Source organism: Thauera propionica (assembly GCF_002245655.1).
Lineage (GTDB): Bacteria > Pseudomonadota > Gammaproteobacteria > Burkholderiales > Rhodocyclaceae > Thauera > Thauera propionica.
On sequence record NZ_NOIH01000015.1, the window covers coordinates 17,077 to 39,796 of the forward strand.

The following is a 22,720-nucleotide window of genomic DNA, read 5'->3' on the forward strand; positions in this document are numbered from 1 at the left end:
CTCAGGCCGGGTCGATGCGCAGCACGCGCCCGCCGCTTTCGTCCAGCAGCCACAGGCGGCCGTCCGGTCCCTCGCGCACATCACGCACGCGATGGCCGAGTTCGATGCGCTCCTCGTGAACGACTTTGTCACCATCCAGCACCAGGCGGGCCAGCAGCTGGAACTTGAGCGCGCCGACGAACAGATTGCCCTTCCATTGCGGAAACGCGTCGCCGGTGTAGAAGCTCATGCCCGACGGCGCGATCGAAGGCGTCCACTGCGTCACCGGCGGCTCCACGTCCGGTCGCGTCGTGCCCTCGCCGATCCTTGTGCCGATCACGTATTCCCGACCATAGGTGATATCCGGCCAGCCGTAGTTGCGCCCGGGCAGTACGCGGTTGAGCTCATCGCCGCCCTGAGGCCCGTGTTCGTGCGCCCACAATTCGCCGGTAACGGGATGCAGCGCCGCGCCCTGCACGTTGCGGTGACCATAGGACCACACCTCCGGCCGCACGCCATCCCGCTTCACGTAGGGATTGTCCGTCGGCACGCTGCCATCGAGCCGGATACGGACGACCTTGCCGATGTGGCTGTCCAGCGCCTGCACGCGGTCACGCGAATTGAAGCGGTCGCCCAATGTCACGAAGAGGTTGCCCGCGCGGTCGAATACAAGCCGCGAGCCCCAGTGGTGACTGCCCGAGGGGTCCTCGTTCTGCGCGAAGATCAGCTTCACGTCTTCCAGCCTCAGCCCCTCGAGGTCCAGCCGTGCCCGCGCCACCGCGGTGCGCGCACCGCCCGCGGTCGGCTCGGCGAACGAGAACACGATCGTCCGGTCTGTGCCGAAGTCCGGGCTGAGTGCGACGTCGAGCAGCCCGCCCTGCCCCCGTCCATGCACCTGCGGTACGCCGGCGATGGGCGCGGACAGGGACCCGTCGCGCGCGACGAGGCGCATGCGTCCTGGCCGCTCGGTCACCAGCAGACGGCCATCGGGCAGGAAAGCGAGCGCCCACGGCGTATCCAGGCCGCGCGCCACCTCAGTGACCCGCAGGGGGCCAGTTTCCGAATTCAGCACCCGGTCGGCCGCCCAGCCAGCCGACACTTCCAGGCCGAGCATCAACCCGGCGGACAGCACAACCCGACCAATGATCTTCACGATGTCTTCCTCCCCTGATACTTGCGGCTATCGCCGGTTACGGACCACGTCCGGGGCGCCGCAGCCCGAGCGGCCTGGCGTTCGAGAATGCATCTAGGACTCTCCATGACCTCATCCGTTCGCACCCTGTTTCGAATCGCCTTCGTGCTCGCGCTGGTTGCCGTGTTCTGGCTCGCGCTGATGCCTGCACCCGACATTGCCAAGCTTGTATCGTGGCAGGACAAGATCGAGCATGCCGTGCTGTTCGCCGCGCTGGCGCTGTTCGCGCTGGTGGCGTGGCCGACGAGACCGGTCGCCATTGCCCTTGGCCTGTTGCTGTACGGTGCGGCGATGGAGCTGGCCCAATCCCAGACCGGCCATCGTTTCGGCGACCCCTGGGACTGGTTGGCCGATGCGGTCGGGCTGCTCGTGCTGTTGCCCGCCTGGCTGCGCAGCCGGCGGCGCTGACATACTTGTCTGCTCGTCAACGACCGGGCCTGTTGCTATCATCGCGCCCTTTCCAATCAAGCGCTTGCGACCGACACGCGCCCGAGCCGCCCCATGAGCCATCCGTGCCACACCCTCGAACTCCTCGCCCCGGCCAAGACCGCCGACTTCGGCATCGAGGCCATCAACCATGGCGCGGACGCGGTGTACATCGGCGGCCCGGCCTTCGGCGCGCGTTCGGCGGCGGACAACACGGTGGAAGACATCGCCCGCCTGGTGCAGCACGCCCACCGCTACCACGCCGAGGTCTTCGTCGCCACCAACACCATCCTGTTCGATGCCGAACTGGAACCGGCGCGCAAGCTCATCTGGCAGCTCTACGATGCGGGCGTCGATGCGCTGATCGTGCAGGACATGGGACTGCTCGAGCTCGACCTGCCGCCGATCCAGCTCCATGCCAGCACGCAGACCGACATCCGCGACGCCAGCAAGGCGCGCTTCCTGCAGGACGTGGGCTTCTCGCAGATCGTGCTCGCGCGCGAGCTGTCGCTGAACGACGTGAAGAAGATCGCTGCCGCCACGACCTGCCAGCTCGAGTACTTCGTGCATGGCGCGCTGTGCGTGGCCTTCTCCGGCCAGTGCTACATCAGCCACGCCCACACCGGGCGCAGCGCCAACCGTGGCGAATGCTCGCAGGCCTGCCGCCTGCCCTATGACCTCAAGGACAAGGACGGCAACACCATCGCCAGCCAGCAGCACATGCTGTCGATGAAGGACAACAACCAGAGCGCCAACCTGCGCGCGCTGGCCTCGGCCGGCATCAGCTCGTTCAAGATCGAGGGGCGCTACAAGGACCTCTCCTACGTCAAGAACATCACCGCGCACTACCGCACGCTGCTCGACGAGATCATCGAGCACCCGGATGCGGACGGCCCGACGTATCGCCGCGCCTCGAGCGGGCGCACCACCTTTCTGTTCACCCCGCAGGCGGACAAGACCTTCAACCGCGGCTACACCGACTACTTCGCCAACGATCGCCGGCACGGCATCGAGGCTTTCGAGTCGCCCAAGTTCGTCGGCGAACCGATCGGCAGGGTGACGAAGATCGACACCAAGGGCCGCAAGTTCTTCGACGTCGAGCGCAGCTCGCCCATCCACAACGCCGACGGCCTGACCTGGTACACGCCCAAGGGCGAACTCACCGGCCTGCGGGTCAACCGTTCGGAGCCCAACGGCGGCGGCGAAGGGATCGACCGCATCTTCCCGTCCGAACCGCTGCCGTCCGACCTGGTGCCGGGCACCTCGGTGTTCCGCAACCACGACCACGAGTTCGAACGTGCGCTGGAAAAGAAGTCCGCCGAGCGCCGCATCCGCGTCGATGCGCAGCTCGCCGTCAACGGTGACGGCCTGACGCTGACGCTGCGCGACGAGGACGGCGTCACCGCCACCGCGACACTCGCCGCCGCCCTCGAGCCGGCGCAGAACGCAGAGCGCGCGCTCGCCACGCTGCACGAGCATCTGGGCAAGCTGGGCAACACCATCTTCACACTCGGCGCGGTTACGATCGACCTGCCCACCATGCCCTTCCTGCCCGCCGGCCAGCTCAACGCGCTGCGCCGCGACGCCATCGAGCAACTGGAATCCGCCCGCATCGGTGCCCACGCGCGCCCGCCGCGCGCCGCCGCGGTCGAGCCGCCGGTGCCCTACCCGCAGGACGCGCTGACCTACCTCGCCAACGTGCTCAACGACAAGGCGCGTGCCTTCTACGCCAGACACGGCGTCAAGCTCATCGACGCCGCCTTCGAGGAGAACCAGGAGACCGACGACGTCTCGCTGATGATCACCAAGCACTGCCTGCGCTACAGCTTCAACCTGTGCCCGAAGGAAGTGAAAGGCATCCGCCCCGACCCGATGCAGCTGGTCAACGGCAACGAGACGCTGACGCTGCGCTTCGACTGCAAGCGTTGCGAGATGCACGTCGTCGGCGCGATGAAGCCGCATATCGCGAAGATGCGCGACACCGTGGTCGCGCAGAAGGTCAGCTTCTTCCCGAACAAGCCGGGTAGCGACAAGACGGTCGCGGCACGGAACTGAGCCTCTCCCCCATGTCCGCCCTGCACCCGATCCAGAGCCTTTCCGCTCACCCGCACCTTGCCGAGGGGCCGGTGCTCGTCATCGCGCTCTGTGCCGACTGGTGCGGCACCTGCCGCGAGTTCCAGCCGGTGCTGGAGCGCATCGCGCTCGCTCATCCCGAGATGGTGTTCGCGTGGGCCGACATCGAGGACGATGCCGAACTGGTGGGTGACATCGAGCTCGACAGCTTCCCGACCCTGGCGATTTTCCACCGAGGCAGACCGCTGCACTTCGGCGCCTCCCCGCCGCTGGAGCCCGTGGTCACGCGCCTGATCCGCAGCACGGCCGCCACGCCCGCGGGCGCGCAACGGGACGTCCCGGACGAGGTATTCGAACTCGGCGCACGCCTGGCCGGCTGAACGCCGGAGCCTGCCGCGATCCTGTTGGTCAGCCTACGATCAGGCTGACCACGACGAAATAGGTCAGCAGCGTCAGGAGATCCTGGATGATGGTGGACATCGGCCCGCTGCCGTAGGCGGGGTCGCTGCCGAGGCGGCCGAGCAACCAGGGCAACAGCAGCCCGACGGTGGTTGCGATGCCGCCGGCCACCACCAGCGCCACCGCCACTGCGACCGCCAGATGCACGCTGCCGAAAACGAGCCACACGGCCGGGAAGGTCAGCCCGCCCATGACGAGCCCGATCAGCACGCCGGTACGGGCCTCGCCGCCGATGATGGTGCGCATGCGGGCATGGCTCAGCGACAAGCCGCGCACCGCCACGGCCTCGGTCTGGGTGCCGATGGCGTCGGCCAGGTAGACCAGGCCCGGGACGAAGAATGCAATCGCCGGATCGATCGCGAGCGCCCCTTCGAAACGCGACATGATGAGCGTCGCCAGCATGCTGCCCGCCAGCCCGAGCAGCAGCCACGGCAGGCGATGGCGCAGCCGGCGCAAGGGCGGCGCCTCGATCGCCTCGCGGGCGAGCGTGGCCTCGCGCGAGATGCCGGCGAAACGATGGAGATCCTCGACGTGTTCGCGGCGCAGGATATGCATCAGCGCGGCAGAAGGCACCACGCCCAGCAGCTTGCCCTTCGCATCGACCACCGGGATCGCGCTGATCGCATGATGCAGCGCCAGCGACGCCACCCGCTCCTGGTCGGTCGTCGGGTGCACCTTGGGAAACCCGGGCCGTATGGCGTCGGCAAGACGGCTGTCCCGTTCCATCGCGAAGAGGCCAGCCAACGGAAGCACGCCCACCAGACGCTCATCGTCATCGAGCACGCACACTACGTCCATGCAGTCATGGGCGTGAGCGGCCAACTCCGCCAGCACCTCGGCGACCGTCTGCCCGCGCCGCGCACGCGGCACGCTGGCGACGAGATAGCGTCCGGCCGTCTCGTCTGGTCGCATGCCGTCCCGACCCTCGTCATCCGGCCGGCGCTGGCGTGGCGCTGCCCGCGCGGGCTTGCGCCGGGCACCGGGCACCCCGCCACCGTACAAGGCCGGCGCCCCCTTCCGATGCTCGACAGCCTCGTCCACGACCTCGTCCCCCGCCATTCCGTACCGAAATGCTAGCAAAGGGCTCAGGTACGCGGACAGCCCCCTATCGGGAAAGCGGTCGCCACGCCCGTGCGGCGTATTCTGTTGCCCTACTGCTTGAGCCAGCGCGGCACGGCCGGAAATCCGAGCTGCGACGACAGGGTCCGGTCGATGACCTGGATGCGCGTATATGGCGTCAGCACACGCCGGATCACGTGGTCACCGGCGCCCGCCCGTTCCAGCGAATCGCCCGCGATCTGCCACGGCACCATTTCGGTCTCGACCAGCACGACGATGCCGTCGATCCGTGCGCGAAGCTCGCTGTTCTCCCGTCTCTCCATCCTTGCTGCCCCTCCTCGAACGGTTGGTGGCAACCTTCAGGATAGACCCGATGTCCGCGCATGCAATGCGACCAGTCCGCCCGTCCGTGGACCCCGCATTCAGCGGTCCGTGACGGGCCTCACACGCAGTCGAACGGTATTGGGGATTAAGATTGAGCCACGCAAGAGAGGCGCGGGATCCGCGCTTCAACACAAGGACCAAGAGGTCATCATGCGCACCCAAGACCTGATGGTCGTGGAGGGTTCGCGTCACCAACCCCACGACCCCATCTGCCCCGACGGCGTAGAGCTCGCGATCAACCGCGCAATTCATGCGGGTTACCGCGTCGGTCGAGAAGTTCTCGTCGGCCACGTGGCCGGTAGCGTGGTGGGCTACAACATCGGCCACTACGGCCGCTTCAGCGGCGCCCGCTACCCGCTGCTGGTGAAGACCGAATTCGGTGTCGCCAAGTGCAGCCTGCAGGAAGTCGCCGCCGCCTGAGACAGGCGAAGCGACCGCCCATCAGCGCAACTTGAGCGGCACGCTGGCCGGCAGCGGCACGGCGGTGACGTTGTTCTGCGGGCTGCCGTCGATCAGCTTGTCGCTATAGACGAGATACACCAGCGTATTGCGCCTGGCGTCGGCCATGCGCACGATGCGCACCTTCTTGAACAGGATCGACGCGCGCTCGGAGAACACCTCCTCCTGCTGTTCGAGCGGTTCCAGCAGCGCAATCTCGCCGACCTGGCGGCAGGCGACCGAGGCGTCGGCCGTGTCCTCGGCCAGTCCCAGCGTGCCCTTGATGCCCCCGGTGCGCGCACGCGAGACGTAGCACGACACGCCCTTCACCTTGGGGTCGTCGAACACCTCGACCACCACCTGATGATTGCGTCCGATGAGCTTGAACGCAGTGTCGACGGCGCCGACGGTTTCGGCCTGCGCGCAGAACGGCATTGCCAGTGCGGCGCCCAGCGCGCCAAGCAGAAAGGTCTTCACGTCCGTGCATCCTTGTTGCGGAGAAACGCCAGTATCGCATTGCGGCGCGCAATTTACCCTGCATCAAGGCAGCACCGGCACGGCAGCGCGAGAATGCGCTTTCGATCGAGCCTTCAAGTTCCTCCCGTGTCGTACGCCGCCACCCTGCCCGACGCTTCAACCGCCACCGGCCGCATCCCGGGCAACAAGGCGATGTGGGTCGGCATTTTCTGCGAGGTGACCGAATTCGCGCTGATGTTCGCGGTTTATTTCATCGCTCGCGCGCATCACCCCGAAGTCTTCCGCGCCGGCCCCGAGCGGCTGTCGCTGCTGGCCGGCACCGGCTATACGCTGATGTTGCTGACCAGCGGCTGGTGCGTGGCGCGCGCACTGCACGCCATGCGCGCCGGTCGCCAGAAGGCCTGCCTGCGCTGGCTGCTGGGCGCCTTCGTGTTCGGCCTGGGCTACCCGGTCATCAAGCTGTTCGAGGTGCGCTGGAACCTCGCCAACGGCCTGGACGGTGATGCCGGCGTGTTCATCGTCACCTACTACTACCTGACCTTCAACCACCTGATCCATGTGTTCTGGGGGTTGCTCGGCATGATCTGGGTGATGCTGCGCACCGGCACCGGCTCGTACTCGGCCGACGAGCATTCAGGACTGGAGGCCTTTGCCTGCTACTGGCACGCAACGGACATCATCTGGCTGATGATCTTCCCGCTGTTCTACGTGCTGCGCTGAGCCTGGAGACGATGCCATGACCGAAATCCGCAAGCTCGACCTCGCCTGGCTCGGACTGGTCGCGCTGAGCGTGATCGGCGCCACGCTCGGCGGTCGCCCGGACACAGGCTTCGGCGTCACCGTGCTGGTCGCGCTGGTGATGGGCCTCAAGGTCCGCATCGTGTGCGACCGCTTCCTTGAACTACCGACGGCCCGGCGCGGCATCCGGCTCGCGATGCACGGCTTCTGCTACGGCATGCCTGTCCTGGTGATCCTGACCAGCGCGTTCGGCGACACGCTCGCACGCCTGACCGGCGCACTGATCTGAGCTGCCCGGCAGAGCCGCACCCGACCACCCCTCAACCGGCCGGCGTCGGCGTCAGCCGCTCATAGAGCTTCACTGCGGTATCGACGTGACGCAGCAGCCGGTCGGCCTCGCCGACCACCGCCCTCACATGCTGCCCACGCTGCGCGCGCATCACATCGGGTGCCAGCGCGCGCAGGAAGCGCTGCCACTGGTCCGACACTTCTTGCAGTTGCGCAGACAGTTCGGGCAGGCGCCTCCCGCTGTGGCGCAATTCATCGAGGTTGCGTTCGAACTCGCGTGTCGCCGCGTCGATCTCGTCCTGAATCCGCACGGGCTCGGCCACCCACTCCCGAAGCACGAACAGCTTGCCGATGCGCTGCGATAGCATGCGGTTGCGACCGGCAACATTGACGTAGTGCGCGTCGGGCAGTCCGAACAGATGCTCGGCTGCGCCAGTCAGGCGATCGGCCGCATCAAGCACGGTTTCACTCGAAGCAAGCACCCACTCGGCCCGCGCAGGCGTCGCGCCCTCCTCGGCCAGCGCGGCGCGGTAGTCGGGCCAGGCCTCGACCACCGCCGAGCGCCCGGACTCGAGGAGATCGGGCAAACCCAGCGCCTCGAGACGCGCGAGCACGCGCTCGAACTCGTGCATCAGCCGACGCAGGCGGACCGCGGCCTTTTCGACCGACAGGCCCGCCGCGATCAATGCCCAGGCGATCGCCATGCGCTGCGACAGCATGCGGCAGCGACCGCACAGATTCACCAGCGCTCCCGGTGCAATGCGCGCGGACGACGGCTCGCCATGGGCCTTGGTCTTGCGCGCGAAGCGCAGGCGCTGGCCCGACCTGCCGGTCTCGATGTCGCTCAGCGCGGCGTGCTGGATGTGCACCTTGCGTCCCTCGACGACGACCACGCCCTGATCGCTGAGCTGGCGCAGGCTGCGCGAAAAGGACTCGGGCGTCATGCCGATACGGGCCGCGATGATCTTCTTGCTGGCCTTCAGGACAACCGTGGTCTCGCCGGCCAGCCCGATGCGATCGCCCGCCTGCGCCAGCAGGTAATCAAGGATGCGCTGTGCGCCGGTCGCGCCCGAATGGTGGCCGGTAACATCGAACTCGATCGCGCACTGGCGCTGTGCCAGCGCCTGCATGATCCGCCAGCTCAGCGCCGGATCGTGCTGGATGACCACGCGCAGACGGCGGATGTCGATGGCGACGACGATGCTATGGGCGAGCGCCCTACACGATGCACCGTAATGCGTGCGCGCCAGCAGTTCGCCAAGGGCGAGCACCTGCGGCGCCTGCGCCAGTTCCAGCACCTTTTCGTTGCCGGTGGGCAGCAGGTGTTCGCGCGCCACGCTGCCGCTTGCCAGGACGAACGCCTCGCGGATCGGATCCTCGGCACGGTAGAGCAGGCTCTGCGCGTTCAGCTCGAGCACGCGGCTGCCAGCCACGAGTTCATCGAGCAAGGCTGGCGGCAGGCCGGAGAAAAGCGGCTCGGCCGCCAGCAGCTTGCGTTGTGCCCAAAGGGCGTCCCTCGTTGGGGCGATCACTTCAACGACACCTCTAGATGTTTCGGCAAGGCGAGCGGCTGAGCAATCCGGGGAGGGGGCCGGCCCCCCCCCCCGAGGAACTCCCGGGCGCCTCAATACACGTCGTGCTGCGTGTTGTAGACGTTGAACTTGCCCGTCGGCGTGATCAGCTTCGGATCCCGGATCACGGCCTTGAGCTTGCGCGTCCTGTCATCGACGACGACGATCGCCGACTCCTGGTCCGCACCATTCCAGACCGAGAACCACACCTCGTCGCCTGCCTTATTGTATTCCGGCTGCACGACACGCTTCGGTCCGGCCTTGATGCCAGACCACTCGCCGATCGGAATCAGCTCGTAGCCCTTGTCGATGTTGTCGATGTCCCACACCGCGACCGACTGGCTGACCTTCTCGTCCGGATTCAGCGTGGTATCGACCCACAGGTTCTTCGACGTCGGATGCGTCTTAAGGAACAGCGAACCGCCGCCCAGGCCCTTCAGTGTACGGACCACCTTCCAGGCGTTGTCCGGGTGTTTGACCGGATCGGTACCGATCAGCGAGATGGTCTCGTCGCCAAGGTGGCCGGTGGCCCACACCGGACCGAACTTCGGATCGACGAAGTTGGCGCCACGGCCCGGGTGCGGCACCTTGCCCACGTCGACCAGCTTCTCGAGCTTGCCTTCCTTGGTGTCGATGACCGCGATCTTGTCCGACGCGTTGGCAGCGTCCATGAAGTAGCGATGCGTGGACTCGAAGCCGCCGTCGTGCAGGAAGGGTGCCGCCTCGATCATCTTGACCTTGAGGTTCTCGAGGTCGCGATAGTCCACCGAATACACCATCCCGGTCTCCTTCACGTTGACGAAGAACTCCGGATTGAAGTGCGAGGCCACAATGGCAGCCACGCGCGGCTCGGGGTGATATTCCTGCGTGCCGACCACCATGCCGCGGGTCGATACGATCTTGCGCGGCTGCAGCGTGTCGCCGTCCATGATGACGAATTGCGGCGGCCAGTAGGTGCCGGCGATGGCGTACTTGTCCTCCCAGCCCTTGGCCTTGGAGCTCTCGACCGAGCGCGCCTCGAGGCCGACCTTGATCTCGGCGACCGTCTCGGGCTTCTCCATCCACAGGTCGATGAGGTTGATCTTGGCATCGCGGCCGATCACGAACAGGTAGCGGCCCGAGGCCGACATGCGCGAGATATGCACCGCATAACCGGTCTCGATGATGCTGACGATCTTCTTGCTGTCGCCGTCGATCAGCGCGATCTTGCCGTCGTCGCGCAGCGTCACCGAGAACAGGTTCTCGAGCTTAAGGTCGTTCATCTTCTTCGTCGGTCGCTTGTCGACCGGGATGACGACCTTCCACGAGGCTTCCATTTCCTTCAGGCCATACTCGGGCGGGGCCGGCGGCGTCTGCTGGATGTAGCGCGCCATCAGGTCGACCTCGTCATCGCTCAGCACGCCCGAGGTGCCCCAGTTCGGCATGCCGCCGGGCGAACCGTACTTGATGAAGACCTTCAGGTACTCGAGCCCCTTCTCCAGCGTCAGGTCGGGGGTCAGCGCCTTGCCGGTCGCACCCTTGCGCAGTACGCCGTGGCAGCCGGCGCAGCGCTCGAAGAAGATGCGCTTGGCCTTCTCGAACTCGGGTTCGGACATGCGCGGCGCAAGCGGGTTTATGTCGTGGTGCATAGGCACGTCGGCCATCGGCGAGCCGCCGGCCTGGTACTCCTTCATCGCCGCGTCACCGTGGCCGGCCGGCGCCTCGGCGAAGGCCACCTGACATGCGAGCGCGAGCGTCGACACCGCAAGCACTCCGAACTGCTTGAAAGCTGCTGACTTCATGGTCCCTTCTCCTGGCTGAAAACGAAATCGGTGGCGCAATTTCGCAATCGGGAGAATCGCCGCTTTGATGAAAATCAAGAGACTCCAAGACCCCGGTCAGCGTGCGGGTTTCAGGTCAAACCGGACTTGATCGAGGGTAAGGGTGCCGCATTGCGCCGGCATCCCGGGTCCGGTCGAGGGTGTCACGAACATGGCCGTGTACCCCCGTTCGGACCGTGTCGCGCGTCTTACCAGTGCGGTGGAATCTCGTCTTCCGGACGGTTCGGCGCGCCCGGCTGGATGGTCTTGACCTGCTGCGCCAGCTGGCGCACCTGCTCGCGCAGCAGGTCGAGCTCCTGCTGCTGGCGCCACACGGTACGGTTCAGTTCGTCGAGCTGGTCCTCGGCCGACATCATCTTGGTTTCGAGCGCTTCGAGGCGGTCTTCCATGCGGGTATCCGGTGAAGTTGAGGGGCGCGATTCTAGCTGGCAAGGGGCGCGCCATGCCGCGCCAGCGCCCAGGCCACGTGCTCACGCACCACAGCTGACGGGTGCTCGGCGCGCGCCCGCAGGGCGGCGAGCACTTCCGGCGCGGTCGGCGCATTTCCCAGGGCCACCGCGATGTTGCGCAGCCAGCGCTCGTGACCGATGCGATGGATCGGGCTGCCGGCGGTGCGCTCGACGAACTCGGCCTCGCTCCAGGCGAAGAGTTCGACGAGGCCCGCACTGTCCAGACCGTGACGCGGCGCGAAGTCGCCCTCCGCCGTCAGGCGCGCAAAGCGGTTCCAAGGGCACGCGAGCTGGCAATCGTCACAGCCGTAGATGCGGTTGCCCAGCAGCGGGCGCAGGTCCTCCGGAATCGGGCCATGCAGTTCGATCGTCAAATAGGAGATGCAGCGTCGCGCATCGACCTGGTAGGGCGCGACGATGGCTCCGGTCGGACAGGTATCGATGCAGGCGGTGCAGCGGCCGCAGTGCGACTCGACGGGTGCATCGATTGGCAGCGGCAGGTCGGTGAAGATCTCGCCCAGGAAGAAGTAGGAGCCGGCGTCGCGATCCAGCAGCAAGCTGTGCTTGCCGCGCCAGCCCAGGCCGTTGCGACTGGCCAGCTCGACTTCCAGCACCGGCGCCGAATCCGTGAACACGCGGTAGGCATGCGGCATCTCGGCGGCGATCCGATCGGCCAGCTTCTGCAGGCGGTTACGCAAGACCTTGTGGTAGTCGCGCCCCAGTGCATAGCGCGAAACGTAGGCACGCTGGCCATCGGCCAGGTTCGCTCCGGCATCGGCGGCGTCGGGCCAGTAGTCGAGCCGCAGGCTGATCACGCGCAGGGTTCCGGGCACCAGTTCGGCCGGACGCGCACGCTTCATGCCGTGGCGCGCCATATAATCCATCCCACCGTGAAAACCGGCATCCAGCCATGCCGTGAGCCCGGGCTCGGCCTCGTGCAGGTCGGTGTCCGCGACGCCGACGGCGCCGAAACCAAGTTCCGCCGCCCACTGGCGGATGCGGGCCAGCAGGGCGGCCCCGTCGAGCGGGGTGCCATCGGCACCCGCCATGCCATCTGCCACCGCGTTTTCAGCCATCAACGAGAGGATTCCATGATCGAGTTGCTCAAGGCCGCCGATGATAGCGGCGCCCGCCTCCGCGCGCACTTGCCCGCCGAAGCCGACACCGAAGCCATCGGCGCCGCACTGGCCGCCACCCTGCGTCCGGGGCTCAGAATCTGGCTGCAGGGCAACCTCGGCATGGGCAAGACGACGCTCACGCGCGGGCTGCTGCGGGCACTTGGTCACGAAGGCAAGGTGAAAAGTCCGACATACACCTTGATTGAACCTTACGTTGTTTCTAGATTAGACTTATATCACTTTGATTTTTATCGCTTCAATTCGCCCGAAGAATATCTGGACGCTGGGCTGGACGAATACTTCGCGAGTCAGGGCGTATGTGTAGTGGAATGGCCGGACAAAGCCGCCCCCTATCTGCCGCCGCCTGACCTCGAAATCCGGCTCGAAACCCATGATTCCGGGCGGTTTGTGGAGATCGATGGCAAGACGGATGCGGGGCGGACATGCGTGATCGAACTGGGGAAAGCATTGCGGGGCGCGGACCCGGCGTCCTGACGGAGCCGGAAGCTGTGCCTGCGCGCGGCATCGATCGTCGCCGCCTGCTCAAGTTCGCCGGCGCGACGCTGGCGCTGATGGTCAGCCCGGTGGGCCATGCGGCACCGGCCAGCCTGCTCGCGGTGCGCGTCTGGCCTTCGGCCGAATACACCCGCATTACGCTCGAAGGCTCGTCCACCCTGCGCTACAGCCACATGTTGGTGCCCGACCCCGACCGCCTGGTGGTCGACCTCGAGGGCATTCACCTCGACAGCGTGCTGCAGTCCCTGCCCTCGAAGGTCATGGAGTCCGACCCCTACATCCGCCTGATCCGCGCCGGCCAGAACCGGCCGGGGGTCGTGCGCGTGGTGGTCGAACTGAAGGCGCCGGTGAACCCGCAGGTGTTCACGCTCGCCCCCGTCGGCAACTACGGACACCGCCTCGTGCTCGACCTGCATTCGACCGAGGAACACGACCCGCTGCTGGCGCTGATCATGAAGGATTCGCCGATGGACGCCGCAGCGGGCGACACCGGCCAGGACAGCAGCCAGGCCAGCGTTGCCGACAGTCGGAATTCGCCGGCAGAACGCAACACGGCACGCCGTGCCGACCCGAACGTCAATCGCCTGTTCACCGTCGTGCTCGATCCGGGCCACGGCGGCGAAGACCCGGGCGCAGTCGGCGCGGCAGGCAGCTACGAGAAGAACGTCACGCTCTCCATCGCCCGCCGGCTCAAGCGCAAGATCGACGCCGAACCGAGCATGCGGGCCGTGCTCACGCGCGACGGCGACTATTTCGTGCCGCTGCAGCAGCGCGTCGCCCGCGCCCGCCGCGTCCGCGCCGATCTGTTCGTATCGATCCACGCCGACGCCTTCGTCAAACCCGAGGCCAATGGCAGCTCGGTCTATGTGCTGTCCGAGCGCGGCGCCTCGAGCACCGCGGCGCGCTGGTTGGCGCAGAAGGAGAACGATGCCGACCTCGTCGGCGGCGTCAACCTTGCCCGCCAGGACGGCCACATCGCCCGCACCCTGCTCGATCTGTCGCAGACCGCGACCATCAACGACAGCCTCAAGCTCGGCCGCGCCATGCTCGGCGAGATCGGCGGCATCAACCGTCTGCACAAGCAGGATGTCGAACAGGCCGGTTTCGCGGTCCTCAAGGCGCCGGACATCCCCTCGGTGCTGGTCGAGACCGCGTTCATCAGCAACCCGCAGGAAGAGCGCCGCCTGAACGACGAGGCCTATCAGGAAAAGATGGCCAACGCCCTGCTGCGCGGGATCAAGCGCTACTTCGAGGCCAACCCGCCGGCAGGCCCGACCCGGGTCGCCCAGCTCGGCTGAACACCGCACAGCCAGCAGCCCCGACTGCTTCCACGGCCTGAGGCAAGCCCGCACGGCCGTGCTTTGCCGCTATAATTGCGGCTTTTTTCAGGCGCTTATGCGGGTTTTTCGCGGGATTCCCGAGCGAGCCGACACCGCCGCGGTGCTGACCATCGGCAACTTCGATGGCGTCCACCTCGGCCATCAGGCGCTGCTCAAGCTGCTTACCGACAAGGCCCGTTCGCTCGGTCTGCCGGCGGTCGTGCTCACCTTCGAGCCGCATCCGCGCGAGTACTTCAGCCCGTCCGACGCCCCCGCCCGTCTCGCCTCACTGCGCGAAAAGCTGCTGTTGCTGGACGCCGCAGGCGTCGACCGCAGCTACGTCTGCCGCTTCGACGCCCGCTTTGCATCGCAGACGGCGCAGGCCTTCATCGAGGACACGCTCGTGCGCGGCCTGGGTGTCCGCCATCTTTTCGTCGGCGACGATTTCCGCTTCGGCGCGCGCCGCCAGGGCAACTTCAGCATGCTGCAGGCGGCCGGCGCACAACTCGGCTTTGGCGTCGAATCCATGCCGACGCTCAGCGTCCAGGGCGAGCGCGTATCGAGTTCCGCCGTACGCGACGCGCTCGGCGAAGATGACCTCACGCATGCCGCGCGCCTGCTCGGCCGCCCCTACAGCATTGCGGGGCGTGTCAGCCATGGCGACAAGATCGGCCGCCAGCTCGGATTTCCGACCGCAAACATCCAGATGAAACACCGTCGCCCGGCGCTCACCGGCGTCTATGCCGTAGGCGTCGAAGGACTGGCCGGTCAGCGCATCGCCGGCGTGGCGAACATCGGCGTTCGTCCCACGGCCACCTCGGCCGGACGCGCGCGACTGGAAGTTCACCTCTTCGACTGGTCCGGGAGCTGCTACGGTGCTCACATCCGTGTGCATTTCCTGCGCAAGCTGCGCGCCGAGCGCAAGTTCGACTCGCTGGACGCCTTGCGCGCGCAGATCGCCGTCGATGCCGACCTCGCGCGCAAGTGGTTTGCCGACCATCCCGACCGCCTTCAGGCCTTGACCGCCTGAGCCCCCCAGAACCCACAAGACCGACGTTTACGCCATGGCCGACTACCGCAAGACGCTCAACCTGCCCGACACGCCCTTCCCGATGCGCGGCGACCTGCCCAAGCGCGAGCCGAACTGGATCGCCGACTGGCAGCAACGCAAGCTCTACCAGCGCATCCGCAAGGCCAGCGCCGGCCGGCCCAAGTTCGTGCTGCACGACGGCCCGCCCTATGCCAACGGCAGCCTGCACATCGGCCACGCGCTGAACAAGATCCTCAAGGACATCATCGTGCGCTCGAAGACCCTCGCGGGGTTCGATGCGCCCTACGTGCCGGGCTGGGACTGCCACGGCCTGCCGATCGAGCACAAGGTCGAGGTCACCCACGGCAAGAACCTGCCCGCCGACAAGGTGCGTGAGTTGTGTCGCGCCTACGCCGCCGAGCAGATCGAGATCCAGAAGGCCGACTTCATCCGCCTCGGCGTGCTCGGCGACTGGGACAACCCCTACCGCACGATGGACTTCGCCAACGAGGCCAACGAGATCCGCGCGCTGGCCGAGATGACGAAGAACGGCTACGTGTTCAAGGGCCTGAAGCCGGTGAACTGGTGCTTCGACTGCGGCTCGGCGCTGGCCGAAGCCGAGGTGGAGTACGCCGACAAGCAGTCGCCGACGATCGACGTCGCCTTCCCGGTGGCCGAGGCTGACAAGCTCGCCGCCGCCTTCGGCCTGGCCAAGCTCGACAAGCCCGCCGCCGCGGTGATCTGGACCACCACCCCGTGGACGATCCCCGCCAACCAGGCGCTCAACGCCCATCCCGAGTTCGACTACGCGCTGGTGGACGCGGGCGACCGCTTGCTCGTACTGGCCAAGGAACTGGTCGAATCCGCGCTGCAGCGCTACCAGCGCGAGGGCAGCATCATTGCGACCGCCAAGGGCGCGGCGCTCGACCGCATCGAATTCCGCCACCCCTTCTACGACCGCGTGTCGCCGGTGTACCTGGCCGACTACGTGGGCGTGGACGCCGGCACCGGTATCGTGCATTCGGCACCGGCTCACGGCGTGGACGACTTCAACTCGTGGCGCGCCTACGGCCGCAGCAACGAGGAGATCCTGTCGCTGGTGATGGGTGGTGGCGAGTACGTGCCCGACCTGCCCTTCTTCGGCGGCATAAACATCTGGAAGGCCAACGCTGCCATCGTCGACAAGCTCGCCGAGGTCGGTGCGTTGCTGTCCCACGGCAAGATCACCCACAGCTACATGCACTGCTGGCGCCACAAGACCCCGCTGGTCTATCGCGCCACCGCGCAGTGGTTCGTCGGCATGGACAAGGTCGCAGCCGACGGCTCCACGCTGCGCGACCGCGCGCTGCGCGCAGTGGAAGCCACCAAGTTCTACCCCGGCTGGGGCCAGGCGCGCCTGCACGCGATGATCGCCAACCGACCCGACTGGTGCATCTCGCGCCAGCGCAACTGGGGCGTGCCGATCCCCTTCTTCCTGCACAAGGAAACCGGCGAGCTGCATCCGCGCACGGTCGAGCTGATGGAGGAAGTTGCGCTGCGCGTGGAGAAGGAAGGCATCGAGGCTTGGTTCAAGCTCGACGCAGCCGAGCTCCTCGGCGCCGAGGCCGCCCAGTACGACAAGATCAGCGACACGCTGGATGTATGGTTCGATTCCGGCACCACGCACAAGCACGTGCTGCGCGGCTCGCACAACGATGGCCATCCGGAGGGCCCGCGCGCCGACATGTACCTGGAGGGCTCGGACCAGCACCGCGGCTGGTTCCATTCCTCGCTCTTGACCGGCTGCGCCATCGACGGCCACGCGCCTTACCGCAGCCTGCTGACTCACGGCTTCGCAGTCGACGGCGCCGGGCGGAAGATGAGCAAGTCGCTTGGCAACGTGGTGGTACCGCAGGAGGTCACCAGCAAGCTCGGCGCCGAAATCCTGCGCCTGTGGGTGGCCTCGACCGACTACTCGGGCGAGCTTTCGATCTCCAAGGAGATCCTTGACCGCGTGGTCGAGGTCTATCGCCGCATCCGCAACACCCTGCGCTTCCTGCTCGCCAACACCGCCGACTTCGACATCGCTCGGGACGCGGTGCCGCTCGAGCAGTGGATGGACCTCGACCGCTACGCGCTGGCCTTCACTCGCCAGCTCGCACAGCAGGCCGAGGCCGACTACGCGAAGATGGAGTTCCACCGCATCGTCCAGGCACTGCAGGTGTTCTGCGCGGAGGACCTCGGTGCCTTTTACCTCGACATCCTGAAGGACCGCCTGTACACCACCGCCGAAGGCAGCCTGCCGCGCCGCGCCGCGCAGACCGCGCTGTGGCACATCACCCAGACGCTGCTCAAGCTGATGGCACCGATCCTGTCCTTCACCGCCGAGGAAGCCTGGGCCATCCTGAACCCGGACAAGGCGGGCGAGGAACCCGACAGCGTGATGCTGCACACCTTCCACGCCCTGCCTGCGCAGGAAGGCGAGGCAGGCCTGATCGCGCGCTGGGAAATCATCCGTGCGGTGCGTTCCGAGGGCCTGAAGGTGATCGAGGCGCTGCGCACCGAAGGCAAGGTCGGAGCCTCGTTGCAGGCCGAACTCAGCCTGGCGCTGACCGCGGACAAGTTCGCCGCGATGACCAGCTTGGGCGGGGACCTGCGCTTCGTCACCATGACCTCGGCCGCGACGCTGTCCGAGGTCGCGAACGCGGAAGACGAACGGATCGTCGCGACGCCCAGCGCCGCGCAGAAATGCGAGCGCTGCTGGCACTACGTGGAATCGGTCGGCCAGCACACCGAGCATCCCACGCTGTGCGGTCGCTGCGTGAGCAACCTGTTCGGCGACGGCGAAACGCGCATCCATGCCTGACGTACTGCCCGCGATGCACAAGACCTCGACGCGTCCCGCACTGGCCGCCATGGTGCCCTGGATCGCACTCGCGATCGCGGTCGCCGCGCTCGACCAGGTGAGCAAGCAGTGGGTGCTGGACAACCTGCACTACGGCCAGATGATCCCGATCACCGGCTTCTTCGACCTGGTGCTGGTGTTCAACCCGGGTGCGGCCTTCAGCTTTCTTGCCGACCATGACGGCTGGCAGCGCTGGTTCTTCACCGGGCTCGCCACGGTGATCTGCGGCTGGCTGCTGGCGCTGACCTGGCGCCATCGTGACGAAAAGCTGCTGCCGACCGCCTTCGCCATGATCATCGGCGGCGCCGTCGGCAATGTCTATGACCGCCTCGTGCATGGCGCGGTGGTCGATTTCCTGCACTTCCACTACGCCGGCTGGAGCTGGCCGGCGTTCAACCTGGCCGACTCGGCCATCACCGTCGGCGTGGTACTGATGCTGTGGGGCCAGTTCCGCCACGACCGCCAGCCGACCCCGGAGAAGCCATCTTGAGCCAAGTCGTCGAAGCCAACAGCCTGGTCACCCTGCACTACCGCATCTCGCTGCCCAGCGGCCAGCCGCTGATCAGCACCTTCAATGCCACCCCTGCCACCCTGCAGCTGGGCGCGGGCGAGATGCTGCCCGCCATGGAAAAGCTGCTGATCGGACTGACGCCCGGCACCCACCACGTCTTCGAGCTCGAGGCCGAGGAGGCCTTCGGCCCGCATCGCCCCGAGCTGATCGAGCGCGTGAAGCGCGAACACATGCCGGATGAGGAGATCGAGCCGATGAGCATCATGGAGTTCACCGCGCCCGACGGTTCGCGCTACTCCGGTCTGGTGCGCGAGATCGACGACCAGTGGGCGCTGATTGACTTCAACCACCCGCTTGCCGGCAAGGCGATCCGCTTCGAGGCGCAGATCATCGGCGTGTCCTGAGCGCCGCCGCCCTGACAGAGACGAAGAGACATGAGCGACAAGGAAATCCTGCTGGCCAACCCGCGCGGCTTCTGTGCCGGCGTCGAACGCGCGATCGAGATCGTCGAGCGTGCCTTGCAGCGCTTTGGTGCGCCGATCTACGTGCGCCACGAGGTCGTGCATAACAAGTTCGTCGTCGACGATCTGCGCAACAAGGGCGCGATCTTCGTCGAGGAACTGGACGAAGTACCGGCCGGCAATACCGTGATCTTCTCGGCCCACGGCGTGTCGCTGGCGGTGCGCGAGGAAGCGGAGAAGCGCGGCCTGCGCGTGTTCGACGCCACCTGCCCGCTGGTGACCAAGGTGCACATCGAGGTCGGCCGCATGCGCGAGCAGGGTCGCGAGATCATCATGATCGGCCACAAGGGCCATCCCGAGGTCGAGGGCACGATGGGCCAGGTCAATACCGGCATCCATCTGGTCGAGACGCCCGAGGACGTTGCCACGCTGCAGGTCGCCGATCCCGACCTGCTCGCCTACGTCACGCAGACCACGCTGTCGGTGGATGACGCGGCAAACATCGTGAACGCCTTGCGCGAGCGTTTCCCGAACATCGTCGGACCGAAGAAGGACGACATCTGCTACGCCACGCAGAACCGCCAGGACGCGGTGAAGTTCATGACGCCGCATGCGGACGTGGTGTTCGTGGTCGGTTCGAAGAATAGCTCGAACTCCAACCGCCTGCGGGAAGTGGCCGAGTTGCGCGGCGTGCCGGCCTACCTGGTCGACAACGCGGCGGGCATCGATCCGGCCTGGGTGGAAGGCAAGCGCCGCGTCGGTGTCACCGCGGGGGCATCGGCGCCGGAGGTGCTGGTCGAGGAAGTGATTACGCGGCTCAAGGAACTGAGTGGCGGCTCGGTGCGCAACCTCGACGGCGTGCCGGAGAAAGTGACCTTTCCGTTGCCGAAGGAACTGCAGGACGTTCGCTGATTGCAGCCTTCGTGGCGGGTGTGCTGCGGGGTATTTGCTCCATCGGCTGCGGAACTCGCCCTACGGGCTCAGACAGTCCTCGCCGACTCCACAAACACCCCGCAGCACACTGGAACGCATCTTGGTTCCCGACACTAAAAAACGAAGAACCCTCGCGAGCAGGAGCCGCGAGGGTTCTTCATCATGTACCCAGCGATTCAGACCCTAGCCGCCGATGTGCTGCTCCATGATCCGCCGGTAGAACTCGTGGAAATGCTGCATGCCGTCCTCGAACGGCGACTGGTACGGACCGACCTCGTTGCGGCCTTCCTTGTATAGCGCCAGTCGCCCGCGATCCATGCGCTCGCCGATGTCGTCGTCCTCGATCGCCGTTTCCATGTAGGCGGCCTGCTCGGCTTCGACGAACTCGCGCTCGAACTCAACGATATCCTCCGGGTAGTAGAACTCCACCACGTTGGTCGTCCTGTCGATGTCGGTCGGGATCAGGGTGCTCACCACCAGCACGTGCGGATACCACTCCACCATGATGTTGGGGTAGTAGGTCAGCCAGATCGCGCCGTGCTCCGGCTTCTTCTCGCCGTAGTAATCGAGCACCGCCTTGTGCCACTTGGCGTAAGTGGCCGAGCCCGGCTTGGCCAGTGAGGTAATGCCCACCTGCTGCACCGAATACCAGTCGCCGAACTGCCAGGACAGGTCGTCGCAGGTCACGAAGCTGCCGAGGCCCGGATGGAAAGGCACGACGTGGTAATCCTCGAGATAGACCTCAATGAAGGTCTTCCAGTTGTAGTTGCACTCGTGGATCTCGACGCGGTCGAGCTTGTAGCCGGAGAAGTCCAGTTCGGGCGCGACCTTCATGCCGGCCAGGTCGGCATTGGCCGAGCGCGGCCCCTTGAACAGCAGGCCATGCCAGTTTTCCAGCGCGTCTCGCTTCAGGCCCAGGCAAGGCTTCTCGGCGAAATGCGGCGCACCGATCAGCTCGCCCTGCTGGTTGTAGGTCCAGCGGTGCACCGGGCACACGACGTGCTCGGTCGTGCCGCTGCCCTGCAGCATGATCGCCTGGCGATGGCGGCAGACGTTCGACATCTGGTGGATGCCGGCCTCGGTGCGAAACAGCAGCTTGGAGTGATCGAGCCACTCGAGCGAACGGTAGTTGCCGACCTCAGGCACCATCAGCTCATGGCCGACGTACCCCGGACCGGCATCGAAGAGGAGTTTCTTCTCCAGTTCGAAAACCTTCTCGTCGAAGTACCAGGAAACAGGCAGTTGCGAAACGGCCTGGGCCAGTTGAGCCTTGGAAGCGATGTCGGTCATCCCCGAACCCCCCTTGCGGACAAGAAATCCGGAAAAATAAACAGGTTAGTGTAAGCCACCCTCTGTTTGACCGCCAGACCTGCCATCGGTTATTTTCCCGCTTTTGCCGCGCAGATATTCATCCATGCCAAAGTCGGCGATCTCCCCCAAGTCTTTCGAAGCCGCGGTTTCCGAACTCGAAGCCATCGTTCAGGAAATGGAATCCGGCAACCTGCCGCTGGAGGAGGCACTGACGCGCTATCAGCGCGGTGTCGGCCTGTTGCGTTACTGCCAGGGTACCCTCGCGAACGCCGAACAGCGCATCAGGGTGCTCGAAGGCGACGAGCTGGTCGAGTTCGGCGATGAGGGCAGCAAGACCTCGAACACGGGAGACGCCGAATGAGCGCCGTGCAGTCCTTCAAGGAATGGATGCTTCAGGTCCAGCAGCGCACCGAGGTCGCGCTGGATGCTTTCTTGCCCTCCTCCGCGATCGCCCCCGAACGCCTGCATGAAGCCATGCGCTACGCGGTGCTCGGCGGCGGCAAGCGTGTGCGCCCCTTGCTGGCCCATGCGGCCGGCGAACTCGCCGGCGCGCCGGCCGAGCGGCTCGACCGCGTGTCCTGTGCGGTGGAACTGATCCACGCCTATTCGCTGGTCCATGACGACATGCCGTGCATGGACAACGACGTGCTGCGACGCGGCAAGCCGACGGTGCACGTCGAGTACGACGAGGCCACCGCGCTGCTGGTTGGCGACGCCCTGCAGACGCTCGCTTTCCAGTCCCTGACCGACGCGCCGACGGCCGACACGCCGCAGACGCAACTGAAGATGCTCGGGCTGCTCGCGACGGCGTCGGGCTCGCGCGGCATGGCCGGCGGCCAGGCCATCGATCTTGCTGCAGTGGGCAAGCAACTGAGCCGCGAAGAACTGGAGTTCATGCACATCCACAAGACCGGGGCGCTGATCCGTGCCGCGGTGCTGCTGGGTGCGCACGCCGGGCGCGGCCTGGACGACGCGGCGATGGAGCGGCTGGATCATTACGCGAAGGTCGTCGGCCTGCTGTTCCAGGTCGTCGACGACATCCTCGATGCGGAGGCCGACACGGCTACGCTCGGCAAGACCGCCGGCAAGGACGCCGACAACGACAAACCGACCTACGTGAGCCTGCTCGGCCTGTCCGACGCCAAACGCCTGGCGGAGGACATGCTGGCCGACGCCCGTGCGACACTGTCGCCCTTCGGCACCACCGCCGCGCGCCTCGAATCCCTGGCCGACTACATCGTGCACCGCGCCTTCTAGGCCCGCGCCCGCACGACCGACGCCCAC

Annotated in this window: 24 protein-coding genes; 15 read left to right on the forward strand and 9 right to left on the reverse strand. The window is 66.3% G+C overall.

Annotation, left to right across the window (positions count from 1 at the left end; all coding sequences use genetic code 11):
- Nucleotide 1 precedes the first annotated feature (1 nt).
- Nucleotides 2-1,093: a PQQ-dependent sugar dehydrogenase gene (locus CGK74_RS12935; RefSeq protein ID WP_094269125.1), complete on the reverse strand. Its 1,092-nt coding sequence runs from the start codon at nucleotides 1,091-1,093 to the stop codon at nucleotides 2-4.
- Nucleotides 1,094-1,237: 144 nt separating this feature from the next.
- Between CGK74_RS12935 and CGK74_RS12940 the strand changes: the two genes are divergently transcribed.
- The 3 genes from CGK74_RS12940 to CGK74_RS12950 all read left to right on the forward strand — a co-directional run bounded on the left by CGK74_RS12940 (nucleotide 1,238) and on the right by CGK74_RS12950 (nucleotide 4,050).
- Nucleotides 1,238-1,579 (forward strand): VanZ family protein, encoded by a 342-nt coding sequence (locus tag CGK74_RS12940; protein ID WP_094268873.1) that lies wholly within the window; start codon nucleotides 1,238-1,240, stop codon nucleotides 1,577-1,579.
- A 93-nt stretch (nucleotides 1,580-1,672) separates the two neighbouring features.
- A complete protein-coding gene (locus CGK74_RS12945; RefSeq protein WP_094268874.1) occupies nucleotides 1,673-3,652 on the forward strand; it encodes a peptidase U32 family protein in 1,980 nt (659 codons plus the stop codon).
- Between the two features lie 11 nt (nucleotides 3,653-3,663).
- Complete coding sequence (locus CGK74_RS12950) at nucleotides 3,664-4,050, forward strand: thioredoxin family protein (RefSeq protein ID WP_094268875.1); 387 nt, start codon at nucleotides 3,664-3,666, stop codon at nucleotides 4,048-4,050.
- 28 nt (nucleotides 4,051-4,078) lie between these two features.
- Here the strand turns inward: CGK74_RS12950 and CGK74_RS12955 are convergent, their stop codons facing one another.
- Together CGK74_RS12955 and CGK74_RS12960 are read right to left on the reverse strand one after the other, a co-directional pair.
- Nucleotides 4,079-5,188: a magnesium transporter gene (locus tag CGK74_RS12955; RefSeq protein ID WP_240498720.1), complete on the reverse strand. Its 1,110-nt coding sequence runs from the start codon at nucleotides 5,186-5,188 to the stop codon at nucleotides 4,079-4,081.
- A gap of 92 nt (nucleotides 5,189-5,280) precedes the next feature.
- Nucleotides 5,281-5,511 (reverse strand): hypothetical protein, encoded by a 231-nt coding sequence (locus CGK74_RS12960; protein ID WP_094268876.1) that lies wholly within the window; start codon nucleotides 5,509-5,511, stop codon nucleotides 5,281-5,283.
- 211 nt (nucleotides 5,512-5,722) lie between these two features.
- Here CGK74_RS12960 and CGK74_RS12965 point away from each other — a divergent pair, with 211 nt between their 5' ends.
- Entirely contained in the window at nucleotides 5,723-5,992 is a 270-nt protein-coding gene (locus tag CGK74_RS12965) for a hypothetical protein (RefSeq protein ID WP_094268877.1), read from the forward strand.
- 21 nt (nucleotides 5,993-6,013) lie between these two features.
- Here the strand turns inward: CGK74_RS12965 and CGK74_RS12970 are convergent, their stop codons facing one another.
- Nucleotides 6,014-6,445 (reverse strand): CreA family protein, encoded by a 432-nt coding sequence (locus CGK74_RS12970; RefSeq protein ID WP_094269127.1) that lies wholly within the window; start codon nucleotides 6,443-6,445, stop codon nucleotides 6,014-6,016.
- Between the two features lie 234 nt (nucleotides 6,446-6,679).
- Between CGK74_RS12970 and CGK74_RS12975 the strand changes: the two genes are divergently transcribed.
- Together CGK74_RS12975 and CGK74_RS12980 are read left to right on the forward strand one after the other, a co-directional pair.
- Nucleotides 6,680-7,207 carry a cytochrome c oxidase subunit 3 family protein gene (locus CGK74_RS12975; protein ID WP_094269128.1) on the forward strand — a complete coding sequence of 176 codons (528 nt, stop codon included), beginning with the start codon at nucleotides 6,680-6,682 and terminating at the stop codon, nucleotides 7,205-7,207.
- 16 nt (nucleotides 7,208-7,223) lie between these two features.
- Nucleotides 7,224-7,514: a hypothetical protein gene (locus tag CGK74_RS12980; protein WP_094268878.1), complete on the forward strand. Its 291-nt coding sequence runs from the start codon at nucleotides 7,224-7,226 to the stop codon at nucleotides 7,512-7,514.
- 31 nt (nucleotides 7,515-7,545) lie between these two features.
- Here CGK74_RS12980 and CGK74_RS12985 read toward each other — a convergent pair whose 3' ends face one another.
- From CGK74_RS12985 to queG, 4 genes are all read right to left on the reverse strand, one after another.
- Nucleotides 7,546-9,045, reverse strand: a complete 1,500-nt coding sequence (locus CGK74_RS12985; RefSeq protein WP_094268879.1) for a type IV pili methyl-accepting chemotaxis transducer N-terminal domain-containing protein — start codon at nucleotides 9,043-9,045, stop codon at nucleotides 7,546-7,548.
- A gap of 92 nt (nucleotides 9,046-9,137) precedes the next feature.
- Nucleotides 9,138-10,865, reverse strand: a complete 1,728-nt coding sequence (locus tag CGK74_RS12990; protein ID WP_094268880.1) for a nitrite reductase — start codon at nucleotides 10,863-10,865, stop codon at nucleotides 9,138-9,140.
- A 227-nt stretch (nucleotides 10,866-11,092) separates the two neighbouring features.
- A complete protein-coding gene (locus CGK74_RS12995) occupies nucleotides 11,093-11,293 on the reverse strand; it encodes a SlyX family protein (RefSeq protein ID WP_094268881.1) in 201 nt (66 codons plus the stop codon).
- Nucleotides 11,294-11,325: 32 nt separating this feature from the next.
- Complete coding sequence (gene queG, locus CGK74_RS13000; protein ID WP_165770089.1) at nucleotides 11,326-12,402, reverse strand: tRNA epoxyqueuosine(34) reductase QueG; 1,077 nt, start codon at nucleotides 12,400-12,402, stop codon at nucleotides 11,326-11,328.
- A gap of 42 nt (nucleotides 12,403-12,444) precedes the next feature.
- Here queG and tsaE point away from each other — a divergent pair, with 42 nt between their 5' ends.
- The 7 genes from tsaE to ispH all read left to right on the forward strand — a co-directional run bounded on the left by tsaE (nucleotide 12,445) and on the right by ispH (nucleotide 20,104).
- On the forward strand, nucleotides 12,445-12,966 hold the full coding sequence (gene tsaE / locus CGK74_RS13005; protein ID WP_094268883.1) for a tRNA (adenosine(37)-N6)-threonylcarbamoyltransferase complex ATPase subunit type 1 TsaE: 522 nt from the start codon (nucleotides 12,445-12,447) through the stop codon (nucleotides 12,964-12,966).
- Nucleotides 12,915-14,285, forward strand: coding sequence for an N-acetylmuramoyl-L-alanine amidase (locus CGK74_RS13010; RefSeq protein WP_094268884.1), 1,371 nt, complete (start codon nucleotides 12,915-12,917; stop codon nucleotides 14,283-14,285). The genes tsaE and CGK74_RS13010 overlap by 52 nt, the downstream gene beginning before the upstream one ends.
- 97 nt (nucleotides 14,286-14,382) lie before the next feature.
- On the forward strand, nucleotides 14,383-15,336 hold the full coding sequence (locus tag CGK74_RS13015) for a bifunctional riboflavin kinase/FAD synthetase (RefSeq protein ID WP_094268885.1): 954 nt from the start codon (nucleotides 14,383-14,385) through the stop codon (nucleotides 15,334-15,336).
- Nucleotides 15,337-15,370: 34 nt separating this feature from the next.
- Nucleotides 15,371-18,181: an isoleucine--tRNA ligase gene (gene ileS / locus CGK74_RS13020; protein ID WP_094268886.1), complete on the forward strand. Its 2,811-nt coding sequence runs from the start codon at nucleotides 15,371-15,373 to the stop codon at nucleotides 18,179-18,181.
- Complete coding sequence (lspA, locus tag CGK74_RS13025; protein WP_094268887.1) at nucleotides 18,174-18,710, forward strand: signal peptidase II; 537 nt, start codon at nucleotides 18,174-18,176, stop codon at nucleotides 18,708-18,710. Before ileS ends, lspA begins: the two co-directional genes overlap by 8 nt.
- Entirely contained in the window at nucleotides 18,707-19,135 is a 429-nt protein-coding gene (locus tag CGK74_RS13030; protein ID WP_094268888.1) for an FKBP-type peptidyl-prolyl cis-trans isomerase, read from the forward strand. The genes lspA and CGK74_RS13030 overlap by 4 nt, the downstream gene beginning before the upstream one ends.
- Before the next feature lie 30 nt (nucleotides 19,136-19,165).
- Nucleotides 19,166-20,104 (forward strand): 4-hydroxy-3-methylbut-2-enyl diphosphate reductase, encoded by a 939-nt coding sequence (gene ispH / locus CGK74_RS13035; RefSeq protein WP_094268889.1) that lies wholly within the window; start codon nucleotides 19,166-19,168, stop codon nucleotides 20,102-20,104.
- 204 nt (nucleotides 20,105-20,308) lie between these two features.
- Here ispH and CGK74_RS13040 read toward each other — a convergent pair whose 3' ends face one another.
- Nucleotides 20,309-21,415, reverse strand: a complete 1,107-nt coding sequence (locus CGK74_RS13040) for an aromatic ring-hydroxylating oxygenase subunit alpha (RefSeq protein ID WP_094268890.1) — start codon at nucleotides 21,413-21,415, stop codon at nucleotides 20,309-20,311.
- A 124-nt stretch (nucleotides 21,416-21,539) separates the two neighbouring features.
- On the opposite strand from CGK74_RS13040, the gene CGK74_RS13045 reads away from it, so the two are divergent.
- Nucleotides 21,540-21,797, forward strand: a complete 258-nt coding sequence (locus CGK74_RS13045) for an exodeoxyribonuclease VII small subunit (protein ID WP_094268891.1) — start codon at nucleotides 21,540-21,542, stop codon at nucleotides 21,795-21,797.
- The gene (locus tag CGK74_RS13050) at nucleotides 21,794-22,693 is read left to right on the forward strand and encodes a polyprenyl synthetase family protein (protein ID WP_094268892.1); all 900 of its coding nucleotides are present in this window, start codon (nucleotides 21,794-21,796) and stop codon (nucleotides 22,691-22,693) included. Before CGK74_RS13045 ends, CGK74_RS13050 begins: the two co-directional genes overlap by 4 nt.
- Nucleotides 22,694-22,720 lie beyond the last annotated feature (27 nt).

Coding starts and splice junctions, on each gene's coding strand:
- CGK74_RS12935 (WP_094269125.1), bottom strand. CDS start 1,093: ATGCTCGGCCTGGAAGTGTCGGCTGGCTGGGCGGCCGACCGGGTGCTG.
- CGK74_RS12940 (WP_094268873.1), top strand. CDS start 1,238: ATGACCTCATCCGTTCGCACCCTGTTTCGAATCGCCTTCGTGCTCGCG.
- CGK74_RS12945 (WP_094268874.1), top strand. CDS start 1,673: ATGAGCCATCCGTGCCACACCCTCGAACTCCTCGCCCCGGCCAAGACC.
- CGK74_RS12950 (WP_094268875.1), top strand. CDS start 3,664: ATGTCCGCCCTGCACCCGATCCAGAGCCTTTCCGCTCACCCGCACCTT.
- CGK74_RS12955 (WP_240498720.1), bottom strand. CDS start 5,188: ATGGCGGGGGACGAGGTCGTGGACGAGGCTGTCGAGCATCGGAAGGGG.
- CGK74_RS12960 (WP_094268876.1), bottom strand. CDS start 5,511: ATGGAGAGACGGGAGAACAGCGAGCTTCGCGCACGGATCGACGGCATC.
- CGK74_RS12965 (WP_094268877.1), top strand. CDS start 5,723: ATGCGCACCCAAGACCTGATGGTCGTGGAGGGTTCGCGTCACCAACCC.
- CGK74_RS12970 (WP_094269127.1), bottom strand. CDS start 6,445: ATGCCGTTCTGCGCGCAGGCCGAAACCGTCGGCGCCGTCGACACTGCG.
- CGK74_RS12975 (WP_094269128.1), top strand. CDS start 6,680: ATGTGGGTCGGCATTTTCTGCGAGGTGACCGAATTCGCGCTGATGTTC.
- CGK74_RS12980 (WP_094268878.1), top strand. CDS start 7,224: ATGACCGAAATCCGCAAGCTCGACCTCGCCTGGCTCGGACTGGTCGCG.
- CGK74_RS12990 (WP_094268880.1), bottom strand. CDS start 10,865: ATGAAGTCAGCAGCTTTCAAGCAGTTCGGAGTGCTTGCGGTGTCGACG.
- CGK74_RS12995 (WP_094268881.1), bottom strand. CDS start 11,293: ATGGAAGACCGCCTCGAAGCGCTCGAAACCAAGATGATGTCGGCCGAG.
- queG (WP_165770089.1), bottom strand. CDS start 12,402: ATGGCGGGTGCCGATGGCACCCCGCTCGACGGGGCCGCCCTGCTGGCC.
- tsaE (WP_094268883.1), top strand. CDS start 12,445: ATGATCGAGTTGCTCAAGGCCGCCGATGATAGCGGCGCCCGCCTCCGC.
- CGK74_RS13010 (WP_094268884.1), top strand. CDS start 12,915: ATGCGTGATCGAACTGGGGAAAGCATTGCGGGGCGCGGACCCGGCGTC.
- CGK74_RS13015 (WP_094268885.1), top strand. CDS start 14,383: ATGCGGGTTTTTCGCGGGATTCCCGAGCGAGCCGACACCGCCGCGGTG.
- ileS (WP_094268886.1), top strand. CDS start 15,371: ATGGCCGACTACCGCAAGACGCTCAACCTGCCCGACACGCCCTTCCCG.
- lspA (WP_094268887.1), top strand. CDS start 18,174: ATGCCTGACGTACTGCCCGCGATGCACAAGACCTCGACGCGTCCCGCA.
- ispH (WP_094268889.1), top strand. CDS start 19,166: ATGAGCGACAAGGAAATCCTGCTGGCCAACCCGCGCGGCTTCTGTGCC.
- CGK74_RS13040 (WP_094268890.1), bottom strand. CDS start 21,415: ATGACCGACATCGCTTCCAAGGCTCAACTGGCCCAGGCCGTTTCGCAA.
- CGK74_RS13045 (WP_094268891.1), top strand. CDS start 21,540: ATGCCAAAGTCGGCGATCTCCCCCAAGTCTTTCGAAGCCGCGGTTTCC.
- CGK74_RS13050 (WP_094268892.1), top strand. CDS start 21,794: ATGAGCGCCGTGCAGTCCTTCAAGGAATGGATGCTTCAGGTCCAGCAG.